Origin of the sequence: Mesorhizobium sp. M5C.F.Ca.ET.164.01.1.1, from assembly GCF_004792125.1 — a bacterium.
In the GTDB taxonomy this organism is placed as follows: domain Bacteria; phylum Pseudomonadota; class Alphaproteobacteria; order Rhizobiales; family Rhizobiaceae; genus Mesorhizobium; species Mesorhizobium wenxiniae.
This window is the reverse complement of the sequence record NZ_SRTG01000001.1, coordinates 2,543,602-2,563,288: the sequence shown is the minus strand read 5'-3', so window position 1 is coordinate 2,563,288 and position 19,687 is coordinate 2,543,602. Positions and strand designations below refer to the sequence as shown.

17 protein-coding genes and 3 pseudogenes are annotated in these 19,687 nt (G+C 60.9%); 15 read left to right on the top strand and 5 right to left on the bottom strand.

What is annotated here, in order from left to right:
- Positions 1-35 precede the first annotated feature (35 nt).
- From EN807_RS12675 to EN807_RS12665, 3 genes and pseudogenes are all read left to right on the top strand, one after another.
- Complete coding sequence (locus EN807_RS12675; RefSeq protein WP_135935145.1) at positions 36-1,133, top strand: polyamine ABC transporter substrate-binding protein; 1,098 nt, start codon at positions 36-38, stop codon at positions 1,131-1,133.
- A gap of 214 nt (positions 1,134-1,347) precedes the next feature.
- Positions 1,348-2,319 (top strand): acetylxylan esterase, encoded by a 972-nt coding sequence (locus EN807_RS12670; protein WP_135935144.1) that lies wholly within the window; start codon positions 1,348-1,350, stop codon positions 2,317-2,319.
- A gap of 206 nt (positions 2,320-2,525) precedes the next feature.
- Positions 2,526-2,657, top strand: a pseudogene (locus EN807_RS12665) (IS256 family transposase); the annotation flags it as partial.
- 922 nt (positions 2,658-3,579) lie between these two features.
- Here the strand turns inward: EN807_RS12665 and EN807_RS12655 are convergent.
- Positions 3,580-3,780 carry a hypothetical protein gene (locus tag EN807_RS12655; protein WP_128177242.1) on the bottom strand — a complete coding sequence of 67 codons (201 nt, stop codon included), beginning with the start codon at positions 3,778-3,780 and terminating at the stop codon, positions 3,580-3,582.
- Positions 3,781-3,835: 55 nt separating this feature from the next.
- On the opposite strand from EN807_RS12655, the gene EN807_RS12650 reads away from it, so the two are divergent.
- On the top strand, positions 3,836-5,359 hold the full coding sequence (locus EN807_RS12650) for an anti-phage dCTP deaminase (RefSeq protein WP_135935143.1): 1,524 nt from the start codon (positions 3,836-3,838) through the stop codon (positions 5,357-5,359).
- 130 nt (positions 5,360-5,489) lie between these two features.
- Here EN807_RS12650 and EN807_RS12645 read toward each other — a convergent pair whose 3' ends face one another.
- On the bottom strand, positions 5,490-5,897 hold the full coding sequence (locus EN807_RS12645) for a hypothetical protein (RefSeq protein WP_128177240.1): 408 nt from the start codon (positions 5,895-5,897) through the stop codon (positions 5,490-5,492).
- 41 nt (positions 5,898-5,938) lie between these two features.
- On the opposite strand from EN807_RS12645, the gene EN807_RS12640 reads away from it, so the two are divergent.
- The gene (locus EN807_RS12640; RefSeq protein WP_127211097.1) at positions 5,939-6,226 is read left to right on the top strand and encodes a hypothetical protein; all 288 of its coding nucleotides are present in this window, start codon (positions 5,939-5,941) and stop codon (positions 6,224-6,226) included.
- Here the strand turns inward: EN807_RS12640 and EN807_RS12635 are convergent.
- Together EN807_RS12635 and EN807_RS36470 are read right to left on the bottom strand one after the other, a co-directional pair.
- Positions 6,223-6,730: pseudogene (locus EN807_RS12635) on the bottom strand (IS5/IS1182 family transposase); the annotation flags it as partial. The gene EN807_RS12640 and the pseudogene EN807_RS12635 overlap by 4 nt on opposite strands.
- A pseudogene (locus EN807_RS36470) lies at positions 6,729-6,986 on the bottom strand (ISAs1 family transposase); the annotation flags it as partial. The pseudogenes EN807_RS12635 and EN807_RS36470, both read right to left, overlap by 2 nt.
- Before the next feature lie 359 nt (positions 6,987-7,345).
- On the opposite strand from EN807_RS36470, the gene EN807_RS12625 reads away from it, so the two are divergent.
- From EN807_RS12625 to EN807_RS12575, 10 genes are all read left to right on the top strand, one after another.
- Positions 7,346-8,935 (top strand): M6 family metalloprotease domain-containing protein, encoded by a 1,590-nt coding sequence (locus tag EN807_RS12625; RefSeq protein WP_135935142.1) that lies wholly within the window; start codon positions 7,346-7,348, stop codon positions 8,933-8,935.
- Between the two features lie 946 nt (positions 8,936-9,881).
- Positions 9,882-10,199 carry a hypothetical protein gene (locus EN807_RS12620; RefSeq protein WP_135935141.1) on the top strand — a complete coding sequence of 106 codons (318 nt, stop codon included), beginning with the start codon at positions 9,882-9,884 and terminating at the stop codon, positions 10,197-10,199.
- Positions 10,196-10,777, top strand: a complete 582-nt coding sequence (locus EN807_RS37395; protein ID WP_127211870.1) for an ABC transporter permease — start codon at positions 10,196-10,198, stop codon at positions 10,775-10,777. Before EN807_RS12620 ends, EN807_RS37395 begins: the two co-directional genes overlap by 4 nt.
- Before the next feature lie 5 nt (positions 10,778-10,782).
- The gene (locus EN807_RS37390) at positions 10,783-11,277 is read left to right on the top strand and encodes an ABC transporter permease (protein WP_164759919.1); all 495 of its coding nucleotides are present in this window, start codon (positions 10,783-10,785) and stop codon (positions 11,275-11,277) included.
- A gap of 203 nt (positions 11,278-11,480) precedes the next feature.
- Entirely contained in the window at positions 11,481-12,107 is a 627-nt protein-coding gene (locus tag EN807_RS36085; protein WP_245486058.1) for an ABC transporter permease, read from the top strand.
- 493 nt (positions 12,108-12,600) lie between these two features.
- A complete protein-coding gene (locus EN807_RS12595; protein WP_128175157.1) occupies positions 12,601-15,825 on the top strand; it encodes a glucosaminidase domain-containing protein in 3,225 nt (1,074 codons plus the stop codon).
- Positions 15,826-15,845: 20 nt separating this feature from the next.
- Positions 15,846-17,105, top strand: coding sequence for a S8 family serine peptidase (locus EN807_RS12590; RefSeq protein WP_135935140.1), 1,260 nt, complete (start codon positions 15,846-15,848; stop codon positions 17,103-17,105).
- Entirely contained in the window at positions 17,102-17,455 is a 354-nt protein-coding gene (locus EN807_RS12585) for a hypothetical protein (RefSeq protein ID WP_127211976.1), read from the top strand. Before EN807_RS12590 ends, EN807_RS12585 begins: the two co-directional genes overlap by 4 nt.
- A 32-nt stretch (positions 17,456-17,487) precedes the next feature.
- A complete protein-coding gene (locus EN807_RS12580) occupies positions 17,488-17,637 on the top strand; it encodes a peptide-methionine (S)-S-oxide reductase (RefSeq protein WP_135935139.1) in 150 nt (49 codons plus the stop codon).
- Entirely contained in the window at positions 17,634-18,512 is an 879-nt protein-coding gene (locus EN807_RS12575; protein ID WP_135935138.1) for a hypothetical protein, read from the top strand. The genes EN807_RS12580 and EN807_RS12575 overlap by 4 nt, the downstream gene beginning before the upstream one ends.
- A gap of 519 nt (positions 18,513-19,031) precedes the next feature.
- On the opposite strand, the gene EN807_RS12565 is transcribed toward EN807_RS12575, so the two are convergent.
- Complete coding sequence (locus tag EN807_RS12565; RefSeq protein ID WP_245485762.1) at positions 19,032-19,385, bottom strand: hypothetical protein; 354 nt, start codon at positions 19,383-19,385, stop codon at positions 19,032-19,034.
- Positions 19,386-19,687 lie beyond the last annotated feature (302 nt).

Below are 19,687 nucleotides of genomic sequence, written 5' to 3'. Positions count from 1 at the left end.
AAGAACAGCAGGCTGGACCAAACAGGAGAATCTTCATGAAGAAACAGCTATTCGCACTGGCTGTCACGATGGCGGCTGCCCTGTTTTGTGCAGGCGTCTCGTTGGCGCAGGCAAAGGTCCTAAACGTCTACAACTGGTCTGATTATATCGAGATTTCAATCCTCGAGGATTTCACCAAGGAGACCGGTATCAAGGTCGTCTACGACGTCTTCGATTCAAATGAAATTCTTGAGACCAAGCTGCTTACCGGCGGGTCTGGCTATGACGTGGTGGTTCCCGCCGGACCATTCCTGGCCCGCCAAGTCCAAGCCGGCGTGTTCCAGAAGCTCGACAAGTCCAAGCTGCCGAACCTCAAGAACATGTGGCCCGAAGTCATGAACCTGCTGGCGAAGTGCGATCCCGGCAACGAGCATGCCGTCAACTATATGTGGGGCACGACCGGCATAGGCTATAATGTCGACAAGGTGAAGGCAGTGCTTGGCGATGTGCCGATCGACAGCTGGGACGTGCTCTTCAAGCCTGAAAATGCGGCGAAACTGGAAAGCTGCGGCATCAATATCGTCGATGCGCCCGAGGAAGCCCTCGCCATCGCCATGAACTATCTCGGCAAGGACGGCGACAGCAAGAAAACCGAAGACCTCGAGGCTGGCGGCGACGTTTACGCGAAGATCCGCCCCTATGTCCGAACTTTCAATTCCTCGGCTTATATCGAAGGTCTCGCCAATGGCGACATCTGCGTCACCATCGGCTGGTCGGGCGACATACTGCAGGCGAAGAACCGCGCCGAGGAGGCCAAGAACGGGATCAAGATCAACTATCTGATCCCGAAGGAAGGCACCTATATGTGGTTCGACAATCTTGCCATTCCGGCGGATGCCAAAAATGTCGAGGAGGCGCACGAGTTCATCAATTACCTGATGAAGCCGGAAGTCATCGCCAAATCATCCAACTATGTGCAAACGGCCAACGGCAATCTGGCCTCCCAGAAATTCCTCGACGAGGCGGTGTTCAAGAACCCCTCCGTCTATCCGACCGAGGAAACGCTCGAAAAGCTGTTCACGATTTCTCCCTACGGGCACCAGGAGCAGCGCGTACTCACCCGCCTCTGGACCCGGATCAAGACGGGCAGCTGAACGGGATACGGATGGGGCGGCTACCGCCCCTTCAAGCGGTGCCTCGGGGTGAAAATCTGCCGCCGCGCTATAGCAATGCACAGAAGAATGGCGAAGGGGACATGGTGAGACCTCGTGGGCCGGTGATACGCAGACCCATTCCCTGGGCGGATCCCAATGCGGAGCCATCCATGTCGATCGCCGGCTTTGCTTCTGATTCAACATTGGAGGAACAATGCCGTTCCTGGATTTGATCCAGCCCGAATTGGCCGCTTATGTCAGCGGTGTCGCCATGCCGGGCGACTTTGCCCAGTTCTGGACATCGACCATCGCCGAGGGCCGCCAGGCCGGCGGCGAGGTCAGTATCGTGCGGGCGCAGACAACGCTCAAGGCGATCCAGTCCTTCGACGTCACGTTTCCGGGATTTGGCGGTCATCCGATCAAAGGATGGCTAATCTTGCCGACGCACCGCAAGGCGCGGCTGCCCCTCGTCGTGCAGTATATCGGCTATGGCGGCGGCCGTGGTTTGGCGCATGAGCAGCTGCATTGGGCGGCGTCAGGGTTTGCCTATTTCCGAATGGATATACGTGGGCAGGGAAGCACCTGGAGCGTCGGTGAGACCGCCGATCCGGTCGGCTCAGCCTCGTCCATTCCCGGCTTCATGACCCGCGGCGTATTTGACAAGAATGACTACTATTACCGGCGCCTGTTCACCGACGGTGTGCGGGCGATCGATGCCCTGATAGGACAGGACTTCGTCGATCCCGAACGCATCGCGGTTTGCGGCGACAGCCAGGGCGGCGGTATTTCGCTCGCGGTTGGCGGCATCGATCCGCGCGTCAAGGCCGTAATGCCTGACGTGCCATTTCTGTGCGACTTTCCGCGCGCCGTGCAGGTTGCCCTGCGCGATCCCTATTTGGAAATCGTTCGTTTTCTGGCGCAGCATCGCGAAAAGAAGGCGAAAGTCTTTGAAACGCTCAACTATTTCGACTGCGTCAACTTCGCCCGGCAGTCCAAGGCGGCGGCGCTGTTTTCGGTGGCCCTGATGGACGAAGTCTGCCCGCCCTCTACAGTTTATGGCGCATTCAACGCCTACGCGGGCGAAAAGACCATGGTAGAATACGAATTCAACAACCACGAAGGCGGGCAAGGCTACCAGGAACGCGACCAGATGGCGTGGCTCAGCGGGCTGTTCGGTGTCAGCTGACATCAGCGGCCAAGCACTGGATTTTGACCCTTTCCCATCTACATCTGCTTGAAAAGAAGCAGATGTAAGTAATTGATATTAAATAATTTTGGTGGGCCCGGAGGATGTATTGAGACGTTTGATTTGATTGTCTTTTTCGCGGGCTAAAATCAGAAATCTTCCCGTATCGCTCCGTATGGTTCCGCGCCTAAGCAAAGGACGCTGCAGAGAGCTGTTTGCGGCTGGTTCGGGCATTGGCGGTGGAGATCCACGAGAACTGGCTCGAGGCGACCCGCTACCTCAACATGGATCATCTGCGCGAGCACAAGAAGGAGAACCTGAGGGCACTAGCCGCCTGAGACGCGGCCGCCATGTCCGCCGCTCCGCTAAACACGGGGGCTGCGCGGCGGACACGCCAACGTCACCGCTGAATGCCACGCCATTTTTTGCAGAACTTGACGCACACAACTACAGAACAGCGGCGGCATGTCTTGGTCACGGTGGGTGATCCACTCCCCCAACCTGAACTGCCAGGTTTCGGCCGATCTTTCCGTGACGGTTGCATGAGCGTTCATTTCATTCTCTCCGGTTGGCCTCTCAGGCCGCGCCGGATAGGCCCGGCAGCCGGGGGTGAGAGGCGACTGGAGATCGCCGGCAAGCTTTTGGCTTTCGCTTGGACATAGCTTTGCCACCCCGGCCAAAACCCTTTGGCCTGCCGCTGCGTGTCTATCGATTTGCAGCGCTGAGGCGCGTTGTGTGGTTTTGGTCATGTTGTGGGGGGCTTGAAAGGAGAAAGGCGCCTGGTGGACGGCCATTAGAATACAGGAGGCAGCAGAGCTGACCTATTTGGATGCTAATTCCTGTGTGAAGAATAGCGCGCCCTGTTTACTTGCTAAACAGCTTCTGCCTAGAAAAGAGGCAGACGGTGATTCGTGCCGTCTGCCTCTGTCTTCATGCGTACTCGCGGTAAATGTGGCGCCGAGTGGACGAACAAGACCGCGAGTCCGCTCCCTGGCAGGTCGGTAACTAGCGCCCTGAGGCTTCCTTAGCAAGCCACAGGAGTAACGACTAATGGCTAAGTCTCCTCCCCTTCGGCCTGGCCAACTCGCTCCGCGCTCTGGTCAATATGAGATCATTGGCCCCCGCGGTGGCAAAGGACCCGAAAGGACAGTGGTTCGCAATGAGCCTCTGCCCCCGACGCCGTCAAAAGGATCAACCTATAAGCTGGTTGATCCGACCAAGCACGGCAAATGAAATGGCGGCGGGCTTCGGCCCTCCGTTTTATTTTGCCTTAGCTGGGTAGGTTCCGGCAGAAACAACCACTGTCCGGGCAGAAGCCTTGGGGGGGAGATTGACAGCCTCGGTGCGACCATCCTGTTTCAGCCATGCAGAGTAGTAGGCTCCGCTGCGCTCTATCAGCCCATCGACGTATCGTGATGTCACTGTCACGCTATTTATTTTCACGCCAAGCTTGCCATGCATGGTCGTTCCTCCGGTTTCCAGAATCATGCTACCAGAATTTTAAGGGACCGTTAACGTGCAAAATGCACTAGAAAAATTGGAATGCCCAGAAATCTTCATTGGTGTTGTTTCTCCAGTAGGGGTGGATACAGCGGGTGTAATTTCTAGTATAGGGCGATTTTTCGCAGCGTCAGGCTATGAGGTATTCGACATCAAAGTAACCGACTATTTTGATGTCCTAAAAAAATCTTTATCGATTGATCTGCCTCTTGATAAAAAACCGACAGACAGGCGGATAAATAGCTATATAGACTTTGGAAACAGAATTAGAGAGGAGTTCAAAGATGACTCGGTGCTCGCCGCGTACACTGTATTTAAAATAGCCAGAACGAGAGAGCAGGAATTTAAAAAGAACAAGCAGATATCATACCAGAACCGTGTCTATATCATTAATCAATTTAAGAGAAAGGAAGAAATAGACCTTTTGCGGTCTGTATATGGGAGGCTGTTCTTCCAAATTTCTGTATACTCTAGCAAGAAATCAAGGGTAGACTATCTTTCGCATAGAATAGTCCATGACCGCGGCACTGCGGACCAATCAGAATCAAGAACCATGGCCCATGAGCTTGTTTCGAGGGATGAAAACGAGAAAAAGAACCTTCATGGCCAGCGCCTGACCAAAATCTTTCACGATGCCGACTTCATAGTAAATAGCGATGCAGTCGAACAGGATGGAGCGGACAGGCAGGTCAATAGATTTCTGGAACTACTATTTTCGTCCAACGCACTCTCTCCCACGAAGCTCGAATACGGAATGTTTGCTGCGAAGGCCGCTGCGCTTAGAACGCTCGACCTTTCGCGCCAGGTCGGAGCAGCCATATTTCGACCCACCGGTGAAATCATAAGCATGGGTTCAAACGAAGTGCCCAAGGCGCGGGGCGGCACGTACTGGTGCGATGAACCGCCTTTCGACGCAAGGGAATACACTCTCGCCGTTGATTCAAACGATTCCAGAAAACGCGAAATCCTTGCTGAGATCTTCTCGGCGGCGGGTTCTCCACTTACTTTTGAAGAATTCTCAGCCAAGGAAGCCGTGAGGGAATCCCAATTTATGGATGCCCTCGAATATGGCCGGATAGTCCATGCCGAAATGTCAGCGATTTCTGACGCGGCCAGGCTGGGGCTATCTGTCGCTGATGCGACACTATTTTGCACGACTTTCCCGTGCCACATGTGCGCCAAGCACATTGTGTCAGCAGGCATCAAAAAGGTGATCTTTTTGGAGCCTTACCCGAAGAGCCTAGCAGGCGATTTGCACTCGGATTCGATTCAAATAGAAGGTGCGTCCCGTGGCAAATACGAAGCTTACGAGTCCGTCAAATTTGAGCATTTCCACGGTGTAACGCCGCGGAGATACCGCGAATTGTTCGAAAGAGGATCTAGAAAGGCCGATGGCCGCTTTGAACCATATATTCGAAACCGCAAGCGTCCTAATCTTAGTTTAATAGCTCCCTTCTACACCGACTTTGAATCGAAGGTAGTACGAAGCGGCTTCGCCGCCTTTGAGGAGATCGTGGCCAGGAAGGCTCTGGACGGCTGACCCTCATATTTTCAATTGGAAAAATGCGCGCGAAGCGGGCGAACCGGTAAGCCGAATGAAAGGCTGCGAAGACTTGATGCCCGGGGGGCATTTGATCGCCGGTCGTACCGGTCGCCCCGCTTCGCAATAGCTAACTCAGTTTTTTGCCTCGCGCGGGCCCGCATGCGCAACGCGCGCAAAGGGTACGATGAACACCGCACGGTTCGCCCGTGATGGCGTCCGTCATCATGGCGACCATCATGCGGAGGCCAGCGTGATAGCGGATTTCCTCGCCGTAATAGGCAAGGCCACGGCTCGCCAGATAGCGTTCGCCAAGCGTGCCAAGCAGCGGTACCGTCTCGGCCCAGATGGTAGCAGCAATGTCGATGCGGCGTTGTTCGTCCACCAAGCCGGAACCGTCGACGGTGGGTTCTTCAGATGCTGCAATGGGCCTGTCGTCGGACGGGCCAAGGCGCGCCTTCACATGGTCGCGGCATTCTCTCCAGTCGTCACCCGAAAAAGAACGGCATATGAAACTGCCGTCCGGCTTGAATGTCACCTGGAGGCTCCGGTCACTCCGGTATGGGCCGGGCCAGGGCAATGAATACTGTTACGCCCGGTGACTTCGCCACCAAGGGCGAGAGCAGCAGATTTAAGATTGATGTGAAGGAGAGTTACGTCGAAACTCTGCGCAAGCAGCATCAAGGGGATGTCGAGGATCTACGTTCTGGGCTGTCACCGATGGAGGTCGCGCGGCGTACCCAGGAGACTAGGTCAGGGCCGGCAAGCCGCCTATTTGGGATCAGCGCTGACTGCCAGCGCAAACAGCCCGCCGCACCTTCCGGCACGGCGGGCTCTATTGTCGAGCGTGAACAATTGATTGGCTAAGCGACGAACTGCTTCGGCGGGGTCTGAAGTGCGGTGATCAAGAGCCACAAAAACGCCTTCAGCCACCGAGCAGGAGGGAGAAGTTGTAGCCGGCTGCGGCCAGGATGGCATTGATCGCATCGCCTTGGGTGTGAGCGAGGTAATTGCGGCCCACTCTGTGTTCGTTCTTGATGTGGCCGATCACCGGCTCGACGGCCGATCGCCGCCGCATCTCGCGCTTGATGGCCGGTGTCACGCGTCGCTTCTGACCGGCGGTGAAGACCCTGAACTTGTGGCTTTGCGGCGCGTTGTGGCCGCGGCAGCCGGCATCGGCGAGGATGCGCTCGATCTCGGCACCGATAGTGTCTTCCATCGCAGGAATGATTTTTTTGAGCGTGTGCCGTCGTAGGGGTTCCCGGGAAGTGCCATGGCGTGCAGGGCGAACTGACCGCACTTTGAACGCTTCAGCGTCGTAGCCACGGACACCCTCACCCCGAATTCGTAGGGTGCGTGCGCTTTGCCTTTTGTCCTTCAGTCCAGTGCGCGATCGGACGCTTACGATGGTTGTGGCATTTGGCAGGCGCAGTTCACCGGGGAAGCGTCTTTGGCCTTCGAGCCAGCCGGCCTCGCGGCTGACGGTGATGGCGCGTTCCTCAATGCGGCCATGGGCTTTGTCGAGATCGACGAAGCTGTCGAGGCAAATCGGCGGGGCATCATCGAAGTAGCGCTCGATCTCGGTGCGCAGCGTGGGCTGGTTGGCCTTGACGGCGAAGACATGCTCCGTCGGAACCTCGACGGCGACCTGCAATTCCATCGGGTGAGCCGCGCCGTCAGTTCCACGAAGGACCGTAGCGACAGTTCTTAATGGTCGAGCCGATCAACCCGCTATGAGCGACGACGCCTTCTCGCTGTTCGAATTTCCCTGCAGAGAAGGTCATGCTCAAGTTCAACCATAGCTGCGAACGATTCCGCCTTTGCTGAATAAATCTGGATAAATCTGGCTTCGGCCGGATTAAATATTTCGATCTGGCCATGGCTCTCGTTTGGACGCTGACGGACGAGAGGCTTTGCTGTACGATGTAGCGAGATACGGTTCATCACCTTGAGCCGATCACGTGCGAAGTCAGGGAGTCGTCGTCCATGAAACTCCGCATTTCTGCTTCGGGCTGGCGATGCCGTTGCAACAGCAAGCATGGAATGTTCCCCTGCCGGGTTCCTCCCTCGCCTGATGTGATGGCGGCCACCTTTATGCAGTACCAAAGATCAGGTAAATCGGGCAAGCTTTCGTTCCGCCAATACTTGGTGGACATCGGATTTATCGACCCATCTATCGGTGTTGCCGGAATGGATGATGCGGTTCAGTTTGTGCCTACTCCTGGTGGGCCGGAGATGCTGGCGATCCCTGCACAACCAGTTCTTGGAGAGGTTCAAGTCAAGGCCCTTCTAGTTGACTTTTCCGATCGCCCTGGCGTTTTGCCCCCGTCCCATTATCAAGACCTACTGTTCTCCCAGGGCATCTACCCGACCGGCAGCATGAGGGATTACTTCAAGGAGGTCAGTCTCGGAAAAGTCGACGTTGTGGGGACTGTCGACGGATGGATCCGTATGCCGAAACCTTATTCTTTCTACACCAACAATGAATCGGGCACCAATTGGAATAGCTATCCTCATAACGCCCCCAGGCTTGCCGAGGATGCCGTCAATGCAGCACTTGCGGGTGGCGTGAAGTTCGCTCAGTCGCTGGATAAGTTCGGGCGAGGGATCGTGACCGCGCTGTTCATCATCCACGCCGGGCGCGGGGCGGAAGTTATGCTAAAGCCACAACAGGGCGGAGAGATCTGGTCGCACAAGTGGAATCTCCGCAACCCGGTCGAAGTGGCACCGAATCTCTCGACGACCATCTATCTCACCGTCCCTCACGACTGCAAGGTGGGAGTTTGCGCTCACGAGCTCGGTCATCTCGCCTTCCAGTGGCAGGACTTTTACGATCCGAACTATGACGAGGACGGAGCGGAATGGGATGGTTCAGGCGTGTGGGATCTCATGGCTGGAGGCTCCTACAACGGCAGCAGCGCTAGACCAGCTCACCCCGCCCCATTGCACAAATTGCAGCATGGCTGGATCAGCGCCTCTACCATCACTTCGTCCGGCAGCGTGAAGATCAAACCCTATACGGCCACGACTGGACATGTCTATAAACTCGTTAGTCCCAAGTTTGAACCAACGCAGTATCTCTTGTTGGAGAGTCGCAAGAGGGTAGGCTTTGACTTTGATCTACCTGGTGAAGGCTTGCTCGTATGGCAAGTGGACGAAATCAAGGAGCAGTTCGCCCCGGTTGCGCCAGGCCTCTCGCTTATCCAAGCAGATGGACGCAATGATCTGAACAGCCCGGACGATTGGAACCAAGGCGATGCCGCCGACCCGTTTCCCGGCAGCGAGAACAGGGTATCATTGACCGATACGGGAGTAGCGTCCACTTCATTCCCGGGCACGAGATCGGGTATCAGCCTGAAAAACATCAGCTTCAGCCACGATGGCATAGTCACTGTGGACGTTCGTTTTAGAGCTTCACCTAAGGGCAAGAAGGCAGAGTCCGCAAAGCAGACTACTGGCGCCAAAAAGGCAAGCGCGCAAACAAAGAGCGCGTCCGTGAAGCGAAGGACTGGTGCTAAGAAGATCACCAAGCCTAAAGCGGCAACTGAAAATGAATCGGAAGTCAAGAACGGGTAAGAAACGAATCCCGCCGCTCGGAGTTCTCGCCGCGGCTCACGGCGATCTCCGTCCCAATTGGTATCAGAACCTTATCGATCAGCCATGTTGTCGCTGTGGTCGCCAATGTGAGCACTTGGCCACCTCCCGCAGAGCGATATAATCTGGCAACTGTGATGGCGGTGTGCAAGTTACTTGCATCGAACCCGGTTTACCGGATCGTCGATCTGATCGAGGACCGCGTGCCGCTTTCAGAATCGCGCTTCGCCGACTTTAGCTGGCCGCCGTCCGATATGGATCGCTTCGTCATATCCTCTGCGCATCACCGGCAATGGTTGCCGCGACACGGCTCCCTCGCTGCGCAGTTCGAAAGACGTACTAGTGCGTCCACTGCGCTGCCTTTCAAAGGCGTTAGGATATTTCGGTGTAGGCGGCCGCTCCAGTCAACGCGAGCCCTTGTGCCGAAGGTCAGCTTCGGAGGAGCGCCCGGAATGTTAAGAAATGTGGCGCGACCACGACCTCCGCTGTCATCGGAGTGTTCCGCTTTCGGGAAGCAGCAAAGCTGATCCCTATGTCCGGGATTGGGCGCAAAGCTGTCGCCCGTCGAACGTGGCTCTTGGGTCATGAATTTCCCTTGACCTCCCCTTTAGGGAAGGTCTGCAATAGGTCGAAACAGGTAATCGCGTCGGACGGCTTGAGCTGCCCCGTGATCTCAATCGCGAGCCCGGCTTAGTCCACCATCTTGTAGGCGCTGCCGGCATTGACCGCGTTTCGATCCGTGAGCGGTAACACATTCGACGTTCTTTCATGTTATCCGATGACGCGCATCAGGACGTTGAAGGGCTGAGCGAACAATGGCAGGCGCGCTGGTGCAACGGGCCGTTCATCGACGCTCGACGCCAACGCGCGCACGGCAATCGGCGCCCATTCCATTGCCGCAACCGGCCCGTCGGCACCCTGCCGTAAGTTGTCGGGCGGCAACGCGCAGAAGGTCATCCTCGCCCGCGAGTTCGCCAATGCGAACCGGCTTTTGCTGTGCAACCAGCCGACGCGCGGGCTAGACGTCGGCGCCATCGAGTTCGTCCATTGCGAACTCCAGCGCAAACGCGACGAAGGCTGCGCCATCCTGCTCGCGAGCGAGGAACTAGAGGATCTGTTCGCGCTAAGTCGACGCATATGCGTGATGTTTCGCGGCCGCATCCTTGCGGCGCTCGATACGGAAAAAACCACCTATGACGAAATCGGCAGCTTGATGGCGGGCCACGAGAGCGAGGCGGCGGCATGACCGAGTTCAACCTCGTGGAATGGCGCCTCGAGCGCCGACTGGAGACGCGGCCGACCGCGCGCGTCGTTGCGCTTGCCGCGGCAGCGGCAGCGGCGGTTCTGGTGTGCAGCCTGCTTTTCGCCGCCGCAGGCGCCAGTCCACGGGCGGCCTTCGAGGCTCTCCTGAAGGGCAGCTTTGGCTCGTCGCGCGCCGCCGGCGAAACGCTGGTCAAGGCCACGCCTCTGATCTTCACCGGCGTTGCCGCCTGCGTCGCCTTCCGCGCGCGCATTTGGAACATCGGCGCCGAAGGCCAGATCTTTGCCGGTGCCATGTTCGCCTACTGGCTGCAGCACAACCTCATTGGCTTTTCATCTTTCATCCAAATTCCTGTGGTCATAGTCGGCGGCGTTGTCGGCGGCGCACTCTATGCCGGCCTGGCGGGCGTGCTCAAGACCCGCTTCTCGGTCGATGAGGTGATTTCGACCGTTATGCTCAACTACATCATCGTCTATGTCATTTCGCTGCTGCTGCTGCGCGGACGTGGAGCGAGGCGGGCGCCTTCTTCGAGCAGACGCCGAAGGTCGATCCAGGCTCGGTGATTCCCGTGCTGTTTTCCGGTTTGCGACTGCATGCCAGCTTCCTGCTGGCGATCGCAGCGGCTGCCTTGGTTCACATACTGTTGAGGCGCACACCGCTCGGCTACGAGATCAAGGCTGCCGGCTCCAACATGCGCGCGCTCGACGTACAGGGTACCAATACGCGACGGCTGATCCTGGTGGTGCTTCTGGTTTCCGGCGCGCTTGCGGGGCTCGCAGGCATCACGGAAGTCTACGGCGTGCACTACCGCCTGAAGGCGGGCGTCATAGCAGGCTACGGCTACAGCGGCATCATCGTCGCCATCCTGGGGCAGTTGCATCCGCTTGGCGTCGTCGTCGCCTCGGTGCTGTTCGGTGCGTTGCTCAACGGCGCCACGCTCATGCAGATCAAGACCGGCGTACCCTCGGCGCTGATCTATGCCATCCAGGCGATCCTGCTTTTGTTCTTCCTAGCCGGCTGGGCGGCGTGCAATTTCCGCCTGCGGAGGGTCGGCCGTGCTTGACGCTCTCTTTCAAGCCTCAATCCTGATCAGCGTGGCGGCGGCCACCATCCGCATCGCCACCCCACTCCTGCTCGCCGCAATTGGCGAACTCGTCGCCGAGCGCACTGGCGTTTACAATATGGGTCTCGAAGGCATGATGCTGATGGGCGCCCTCACCGGCTATCTCGCCGCATATGAGAGCGGCTCGCTGTGGCTGGGCGTCCTTGCAGCCGGGTTTCACCGACGCGCTGATGGCGCTCGTCTTCGCCGTGCTGGTGATCACGTTGAAAGTGGAACAGATCGTCACCGGGCTTGCCGTCAACCTACTCGGCGCCGGCCTTTCCACCTATTGGCTGCGTTCCGCTTTCGCTGGCCACGGCCAGACGCCGACCATCCCCTTATTCGCCGACGTGCCGATACCGGGCCTGAGCGATATCCCGGTTCTCGGCCCCATCCTGTTCGACCAGCGGGTGCTGACCTACATCGCCTTCCTCCTGGTGCCGGCGGTGTGGCTCTTCCTGTTCCGGACGCGCTATGGGCTGATCGTGCGTTGCGCTGGCGACAATCCTAAGGCCCTCGACGTAAAGGGGGTGAGGATGGCCCCGGTCCAGTATGCTGCCGTGGTCTTCGGTGGCCTGATGGCGGGCCTCGCCGGCGCGTTTCTTTCTGTCGGCCAGGCGGCGCGTTTCGTGCCTGACATGACGAACGGACGCGGCTGGCTTGCGATCATCACCGTCATCGCCGGTCTGTGGCGGCCCTACCCGATTTTGGTAGCGGCACTAGTGTTTTCCTTCCTAGACGCGCTGCAATTGCAAATCCAAGGCGTCGGCATCGCCATTACCAATATATGATGATGATGCCCTATGTTGCAGCGATCGTCGCGCTGATGATCCGTCGCTCGCGGGCCAGCGCCCCGGCCATGCTGGGCGTGCCGTACACACGGGAATAGGAAGTTTCTTTGTGTTGACTGGCTGCGGTTGGTGTTGCTTCGAAATCTTGCCCAAACGCCGGTCGAGCAACCCAGCTTCCCCAGCCTCTTCGTAACGGTGGCGATAGCGGCGAAATTGCCGCTCCGACATGCCCAGCAACTCGCCTGCCTCCATCATCGAAAGATCGCCGTCTTCCCAGCGGCGCAAAACGCCTACAACTTCTGCATTCTCCGGTCCTGTAGCCATGCTGTCCGTTTCATCCCCAGCCTCCATCCGCTGGTAATAAAACCGGACAACTCACGTGCTACCTAATCCGGACAACTCATCTGCTTACGACACTCGGTTGCGGCGCGGTTGACAATCTTAACATTTATTGTGAAAGTATTGGTCTTCTCAATACACTGGTGATGGGCGCATGTCTGTTGATTTTCGCTTAGAGCGAGAGCGCCTCGCTGCCCTGAGCGTTGATGTCGCGCATCTGTTGCAAAGCGCAGATCTCGCTTCGCCGGAAACGCATGCGGGTCGGGAAGCGCTTATCGAGGCGATCGAGGACCTGCGCGACGTCCTCAGGCCCGAAGCCGCCATTGCGCCGCCCCCGCCGAGCGACGCTCTCGCCGGGCCGCGCGGCCTTGCCATCGTTGTCGGCCACACTGCGGTTGCGCAGGGCGCGCGGGCGCTGTCGCCGCCTTTCCCTGCCGACAGCCCGGCGACTCGCGTGTCCGAGCACAACGAGTACGCCTGGAACACGGACCTCGCGATGAAAATCAAAGCCCTCGCGGAGACCGCCGGCGTGCGCTGCGAGATCTTCTTCCGCGATGGCGTCGGCATCAGAGGCGCCTACGAGGCGGTGCGCAGTTGGGGCCCCGAGGCGACTATCGAGCTCCACTTCAACGCCGCCGACGGGCGTGCACGCGGGTCGCTCGTTCTCTACGGCGCCGAGCAGTCGCGCCCTTGGGCGGAGACGCTGCAGAAGGCGATCGTCAGGACGTTCGACCGGCAGGGGCGCAGCGAGGATCGCGGCATCTTCATCCCCGGCGGCTCGCGCGGCTACGATCGCGGCATCGAGAGCGTGACGAAGGTGAATCCGTCCGCGCTGATTGAGCCGTTCTTCGGCGACAACGCCTCCGATGCGGGCCTCGCGGTGCGAAAGAAGGCCGAGCTCGCCCGCGCTATCCTGGAGGCGTTCGGCGCCTTCGTGCGCCGCGACGTAAATATCCCGGCGGACGGCGGGGGAGCGGAGGACGGCGACCCTCCGCCGGTCGCGGGCGACGTTCCGGACGTCCCGCTCCTGCGCGAGCTGATCGCGACCTATCGCTCCGTGACGCCGGTGGTGCAGGGGCTCGCCACCGATGTGGTCGAGAGGCTGAAGGGCATCACGCTGGCGCAGTGGATCGAGGAGTCGGGTTGGGCAGGATCGCAACTCGCGGTGCAGCACTTCAACTTCGCAGGGATGAAGGGGATCTCGGAGGTGGACCGGATCCTGCGCGAGGCGCCGGCCACGAAGGTGGAGTACCGCGCCCACGACGGCGTCGACACGTATCTGAAGTTCGCCGGCATCCGCGACTTCGTGACCGGCTACTTCCTATTTCTCGAGCGCTCGCCGTACCGCGGCTGGAAGGAGATGGCGATGCGCTCGCCGCACGACTTCATACGCTTCATCGGCCGTACCTGGGCGCAGCGGGACGGCTACGCGAGCCGCGTTATCAACATCGAGCAACGCCTCGTCGCGGCCGGGGTCGTCCGCTCCGACGGCGGCCTCACAAAGCCAGGCGAGGAGGACGGGCCGGCACTGCTGATCACGGGCGCGTTGTCTAGCGAAAGGATCGCGGACGAAGGAGCGACGGCCGAGTTCCTGGAGCTCGCAGCCGCCCTCGAGGCCGCGCCGCGCCTTGCGCCGGTATTCCCAGTCGTCGTTGCACAGTGTGGGCTGGAGTCGGACTGGGGCCGTTCGGATCTTGCCCGCGTGCACGCCAACTTCGCAGGCATTCCGTGGACGGAGATGCTCGCCGAGGTCGCCGCGCCCGTGCCGCATCCGACCGATCCGACGCGCGGAAAATTCTGCCGCTTTCTGTCGCCGACGTCATTTGTGCGGGCGTTCCTGCGCCGGCTCGACAACGATCCGACGTTTGCGGGCTGGATCGACAACATCGACGACGGAGCCAGGTTCGCCGCCTTTCTCGGCCGCACGTGGCGACCGAACGACCCGACCTATGCCGATAAGATCGCCGGCATCCTCGCCCGCATCGGTTCAGACGACGGCGGCCGCGATCCGATCATCGAGAACGACGACGACGACACGCACGGGGGCGATGGCAGCACCACACTCACAGGACTCGTCTTGCAGATCAAGCGCGTCCGCGCCGAAAAACGGCGGGGCATGAAGGAGCGCACCGTCAGCACCTACAGGGTCTTCCACGACCGCAGGCCGGTCGCAGGCCTCTCCGGCATGATCTGCGAAGCGCGCGGACCCGGCGATAACTCGGCGACCGGCAGGCAGCGCGGCGCCCGCATCAAGGCTGGCATCTATCCGATGTTGACCCACGCCGGCACGCGCGAGATCGACGGCATCACCGCGTTCAAGACTTTCGGGTTCACCAGCAGCATCGAGGTCCGCAGGCCGCCGATGCCGGCGCTGCGCGTAGGCGACACCCGGTATCGGGCGGGCATCCTGATCCACCCCGGCAACGGCTGGCTGTGGAGTGTCGGCTGCATGAACCCGGCGGACGACATCGCCGACGCGCGCTCGGACATTCAGTACGTCCACAGCCGCGCCCGCGTGATCAGGCTGATCGAGGGGCTCAAGCGGGAGCTCGGATCCCGCTTCCCGACGACCAACAACCAGACCATCCCGCGCCTCACCTTAGAAGTGATCGGAGAGCCTCCGCCGGCGAGCGGTGACGTCCTCGCCGGCGACGATCTCGACGCAGAAGCCTACGCTCGCGCCGAGCTCGCGGCAGCGCAGGCGACGCTCGCCGGCGACGCGCTCGCCGCGCCCGACATGGCCGACCTCTACGACGCGCTGGCGACCGGTATCGAGGCGGCGGCTCGGCTCGGCCAACCGGAAGACGGTGCGATCGACCACGTCGCCGCCTCGGGCGTGAACCTTGCCGACGTGAGGAGCGTCACCGGGGAAACACTGTGGACGGCATACGCGCTCGGCATCGGGGCAGCCTCCGCGCTCGATGACGTGCGCCGAGAGGCGGTGCTCGCCCGCCTTGACGCGATCGCGACGGCCCTTACCGCGGCCGGCGTCCCGCTCGATGACGGCACCGCCTACCACAGCGCGATGACGTCGGCGGCGCTCGGGAACGACACGGCGGCGCTCGAAGCGCTCATCGAGCGGGGAGCGCCTATCGACGCCTTCGACCGCTCCGGCGTCACGCCGCTGCTCGCGGCTGCGTTCGGCGGCGCGCCCGATGCGGTCGGCTTTCTGCTCGCCCGTGGCGCCGACCCGTCCAGCACCGTGCGGGCATCGTCCGACAACGAGGCAGGCGATCCGGAACTGCCACCGGCTGGCGCCGACGCCGCCGCTTGCGCTGCCGAGGGCGCTCTGCTCGCCGCCAGAGATCCGGCCCGGTTCGAGGACTTCGAGGCGGTGTCCGCGTTGATCTGGAACCGCCTTAACCCGGTCCCGCGCTGAACTCGATTGAGGACATTTCGATGGCGCGATTTCTTCTCCTTCCCAAGGACGACGACGTTCCCGACGCGCTCGCGGGCGGCGATCTCAGCCTGTCGCCGCAGGCCCGCGCCGCCAAGGTCAAAAGCCTGACGACGTTCCGCAGGGCGCACGCCGATCCTCGCCTCAGTAGTGGTCGCGGCCTACGCGCGGTCGCAAACGTCAAGGTGATCGCGACGCCGCAGCGGCACACCCCCATCACGGGCGTCACCATCTTCGAGGGCACCGCGGAAGACGCTGAAAAAATCCAGGAGGCCGCGCCCGGCGCCGAGATGGTCGAGGACTTCCGGCTCGACCTGATCTCGCCTGTCCGCTCTGGCAACGGCGAGGCGCTCGCCGGCGACGCGGCAGCCGCGGACATCGCAATCGACGCCGCCGACCTCGACAACTGGCATCTCGAGACGATAGGGCTCCTCAAGGCGCGCGCGGCCCGGTTCGGCCTCACCGGCACCGGGGCGACGATTGCTGTGATGGATACGGGTGTCGCCGAGCACCGCGAGTTGCAGGGCAAGATCGTCGACAATATCGTGTTCGACGTGGAGCAGTGGATCGCGAATTCGGTCCCCCCGGCCGATACCGATTTCATCACGCCCGGGCACGGCACCCACGTCGGCGGGATCATCGCCGGTACAAACGTTGGCGTCGCGCCGGGTGCCCGGCTCGCCAGCTACTCGATGATCCCTAACACGATCGGCTCGCTCAGCCACTTTGTTTTCGCGATGGAGCACGTGCAGACGCGGCCCGAGATCCAGATCATCAATATGTCGGCGGGCAAGCGCGAAACGGTGAACCGGATGCGTTACCTCGCACAGATTGCGCAGCGCACGGACACGCTGTTCGTCGTTGCCGTCGGCAATGAGGGGCCGAACACGAGTCGGTGCCCCGGGAACTACCCCGAGGTGTTCTCCGTCGCCGCCTCCGACCGTACGGACAAGGTGTGGGGCGGCGGCGGCATGGGTACCGTAATGTGGGGCGTGCAGGCGAGGGTGGTGCCCGACATCATGGCCCCGGGCGTGGATATCTGGTCCTGTCATCCGCGCGGAGGCTATCAGTGCCTCACCGGCACCTCGATGGCGACGCCGGTGGTCTCCGGCATCGCCGCGCTGATGATCGAAAAGTGGCCCGACATCACGCGGCCCCAGCTCATCGGCGAGTTGATGGAAGCAACCAACGCACTCAACCTGGCGGAGCCGCTGCAGGCGACCGGGCGGATCAAACTGCCGCAGCGGCTGCACGCGCCATGACGAATCCGCTGGCAAAGGCGGACGGGGCTCTGCGCAGCTTGCTCGCCGGCGATGCCTGCACCGAGGTGACGGTCGCCGCGATTCTCGAGCTCGACGCGCCCCCGTGGAGTGCGGCGAGGAGCCCGCTCGGCGGCACCATTGAGGCGACCCAACGGCGCAGCGCAGCGCGCGAGAACGCCGCCGAGGCGCTCGCCCACCATACCGCAGGCACGCGCGCGGAGCTTGAGCGCCTCGGTCTCGCGCCGCGCGGGGGACGGCACGTGCCGTTCGTCACCGTGCGCGGGCCGGCCGATGTGATTCGCGCCGCGCTCAACCTTACTGGCGTCGTTAGCGCGGCGCTCGACGCCTAAACCAAGTGATAGCACCGACAGGAGTGAGGCTCATGCCCGAAAAGATCACCTACGAGGAGCTGCTGCGCCGGATGCATGACCCGGCAATTCCCGAGGCCGACCTGCGCCCGTACCTGATGGCTGCGCCCGAAGGCAACCCGCTCGACCGGTCGTGGTGCCCAACCCGGAGACGGTCGTCGTGAGTGAAGTCGAGATGGACGCGGCCAGCGCGATCCGGATCGGCAACGGCCTAGCCCGCTGGCGCAGGCAGCGTCAGTTCAACCTGCGCCGCCTCGCCGGCGAGGCGCTGCCCGTGCTCGTCTCGGAGGGGGACTCCTGGTTTCAGTTCCCGTTCCTCATCACTGACGTCGTCGACCATCTCGGCGGTGCGTACCTGATCTGGAGCCTCGACGCCGCCGGCGACACCGCCCGCAACATGGTCGACTTGCGCCCGGAATACCTCGACGGGCTTAGGCGTTTCCCGGACGAGGTGCGCGCGTTCCTATTCTCCGCGGCAGGCAACGACGTCATCGGCGAGGACGAGAACGGCAACTCCTCGCTGCTCGGGATTCTCAGGCCATTCCGCCAAGGCGCCGGGGCGGGCGAGCTGATCGATCGCGACAAACTGCGCGTCGTGCTCGCCAATCTCGCCGACGCCTACACCAAGCTGATCAGCACGATCCGGGCCGAGGCGGGAATGGCGCGGCTGCCGATTATCATCCACGGCTACGACTATCCGTTCCCGCATCCCTTTCTCGAGGGCGGCGCCTTGGACCCGCGCCGGCCGCGCTGGGCCGCGCGCGACGAGTGGCTCGGCTCCGCCTTGGCTGCGCGCGGCATCGCTGACCAGACGCTGCGGCGGGAGGTGCTGACCATCCTTATCGATGCGCTCTACGCGACCCTTGCGGCGATCGCCGGCGACAGCGACCGCACGATGGTATTCGTTGTTGACTGCCGGGGCGCGCTGCCGCGGGTGGCGGACTGGGCGGACGAAATCCACGGGACCGACGAAGGCTTCAGCCGCGTTGCTGACCGTTTTCACTCCGTCCTAAAGCGGGCGCTAGAGCTATCGGTTTGAACAATCCCCTCGAGGTAATAGAGGTACACCCCTGAGCGCTCCCAACGCAGATGATGACCGTTTCCGCGGCTTGTCCGCAGATTGGTACATCGAAAGGACATGCCCCTCCGGGTCCTGGATATCCGCCGACCAGCCGCCCGGCGCATGACTGACCGGCGTCACGATCGTGACGCCCTTGCCCGCCAGCTCCGAGACCACGTCGTCGATGGCCGCCGTCCGCGATCTCGAATACGACGATGGGCGTGTTGCCTGGCCGCGACTCATGCTTGATGAAGAGCAATTCCAGGCCGTTGACCGTCGTAGCTGTCAGCCATGGACGGCCGCCGCCATCGTCGTCCATTCGCTGGACCGCCAAGCCCAGCACGTCTCGGTAAAACGTCTCGGTACCAGCGACGTCGTTGACATGGTACGGCACCCAGCCGGCAGTTGGCGAACATGGATCTACTCCTCTAACCAGGCCCAGTCGGCCCGAAGCTGCGATTTTGGCCAAGTTGAAGAACAGGCAGGGAACGTTCGTTGCTACCAGGCTCTGCGTCTTCCACCGATCTCACGGATATCGGTTTCGATGGAACATCTGAAACTCTCGGCTATATTGAACATCCCCATCTGGAGATGATTGATTTCCTCGTCGAGGCCAACGCCGTCCGGATCGGTGTCGTAAGGCACGGTCAGCCGGTAGTCGCAATCGCCGAGCTTGACCATGGCATAGTCGCGCTCAAGCATCGCCTCAATCTGATCCCGGGCTGACTTTCGGCCTCGCCCGCGTTTGCTGAAATTCTCGACAATCAGATGCAGGGCAATGGTGGCGGATGGCGGCTTTTCCGGTAGTGCCGTCTTGTCCGGGATGGCATCAAGCGCGTGATAAACCGTCATTCGGGATATCCTGAGGTCACGGGCGACCCCGGCCTTGCTTGCGCCAGCGGCGATGCGGCGACGGATCTCGTCGTCATCCACGTCTTGGCACGTCCCTTGTAAACGCCTTCGGCCTTGGCGGCCTCAATGCCTGCTCGTTGGCGATCCTTGATAAACCTCAGTTCCATGACGGCGGATGTCCGCGCGCCGATTTTCTTGCCCTGTCGGCAATGTCGTGGTGCAGCGCGGCGGCGAGGACGTGCCCTGTACCGAAAGCCACCCGCTTTCGTGTTTTAAGCATCGGTCAGTCCGTCGTGTTCGAG

What these genes read in the sequence shown, in the direction of transcription:
- EN807_RS12590 (WP_135935140.1), top strand. Translation starts at nt 15,846, where the DNA reads ATGGCGCGATTTCTTCTCCTTCCCAAGGACGACGACGTTCCCGACGCG.
- EN807_RS12565 (WP_245485762.1), bottom strand. Translation starts at nt 19,385, where the DNA reads ATGACGGTTTATCACGCGCTTGATGCCATCCCGGACAAGACGGCACTA.
- EN807_RS12670 (WP_135935144.1), top strand. Translation starts at nt 1,348, where the DNA reads ATGCCGTTCCTGGATTTGATCCAGCCCGAATTGGCCGCTTATGTCAGC.
- EN807_RS12640 (WP_127211097.1), top strand. Translation starts at nt 5,939, where the DNA reads ATGAATACTGTTACGCCCGGTGACTTCGCCACCAAGGGCGAGAGCAGC.
- EN807_RS12595 (WP_128175157.1), top strand. Translation starts at nt 12,601, where the DNA reads ATGTCTGTTGATTTTCGCTTAGAGCGAGAGCGCCTCGCTGCCCTGAGC.
- EN807_RS12675 (WP_135935145.1), top strand. Translation starts at nt 36, where the DNA reads ATGAAGAAACAGCTATTCGCACTGGCTGTCACGATGGCGGCTGCCCTG.
- EN807_RS12655 (WP_128177242.1), bottom strand. Translation starts at nt 3,780, where the DNA reads ATGCATGGCAAGCTTGGCGTGAAAATAAATAGCGTGACAGTGACATCA.
- EN807_RS12580 (WP_135935139.1), top strand. Translation starts at nt 17,488, where the DNA reads ATGCCCGAAAAGATCACCTACGAGGAGCTGCTGCGCCGGATGCATGAC.
- EN807_RS12625 (WP_135935142.1), top strand. Translation starts at nt 7,346, where the DNA reads ATGAAACTCCGCATTTCTGCTTCGGGCTGGCGATGCCGTTGCAACAGC.
- EN807_RS37395 (WP_127211870.1), top strand. Translation starts at nt 10,196, where the DNA reads ATGACCGAGTTCAACCTCGTGGAATGGCGCCTCGAGCGCCGACTGGAG.
- EN807_RS12585 (WP_127211976.1), top strand. Translation starts at nt 17,102, where the DNA reads ATGACGAATCCGCTGGCAAAGGCGGACGGGGCTCTGCGCAGCTTGCTC.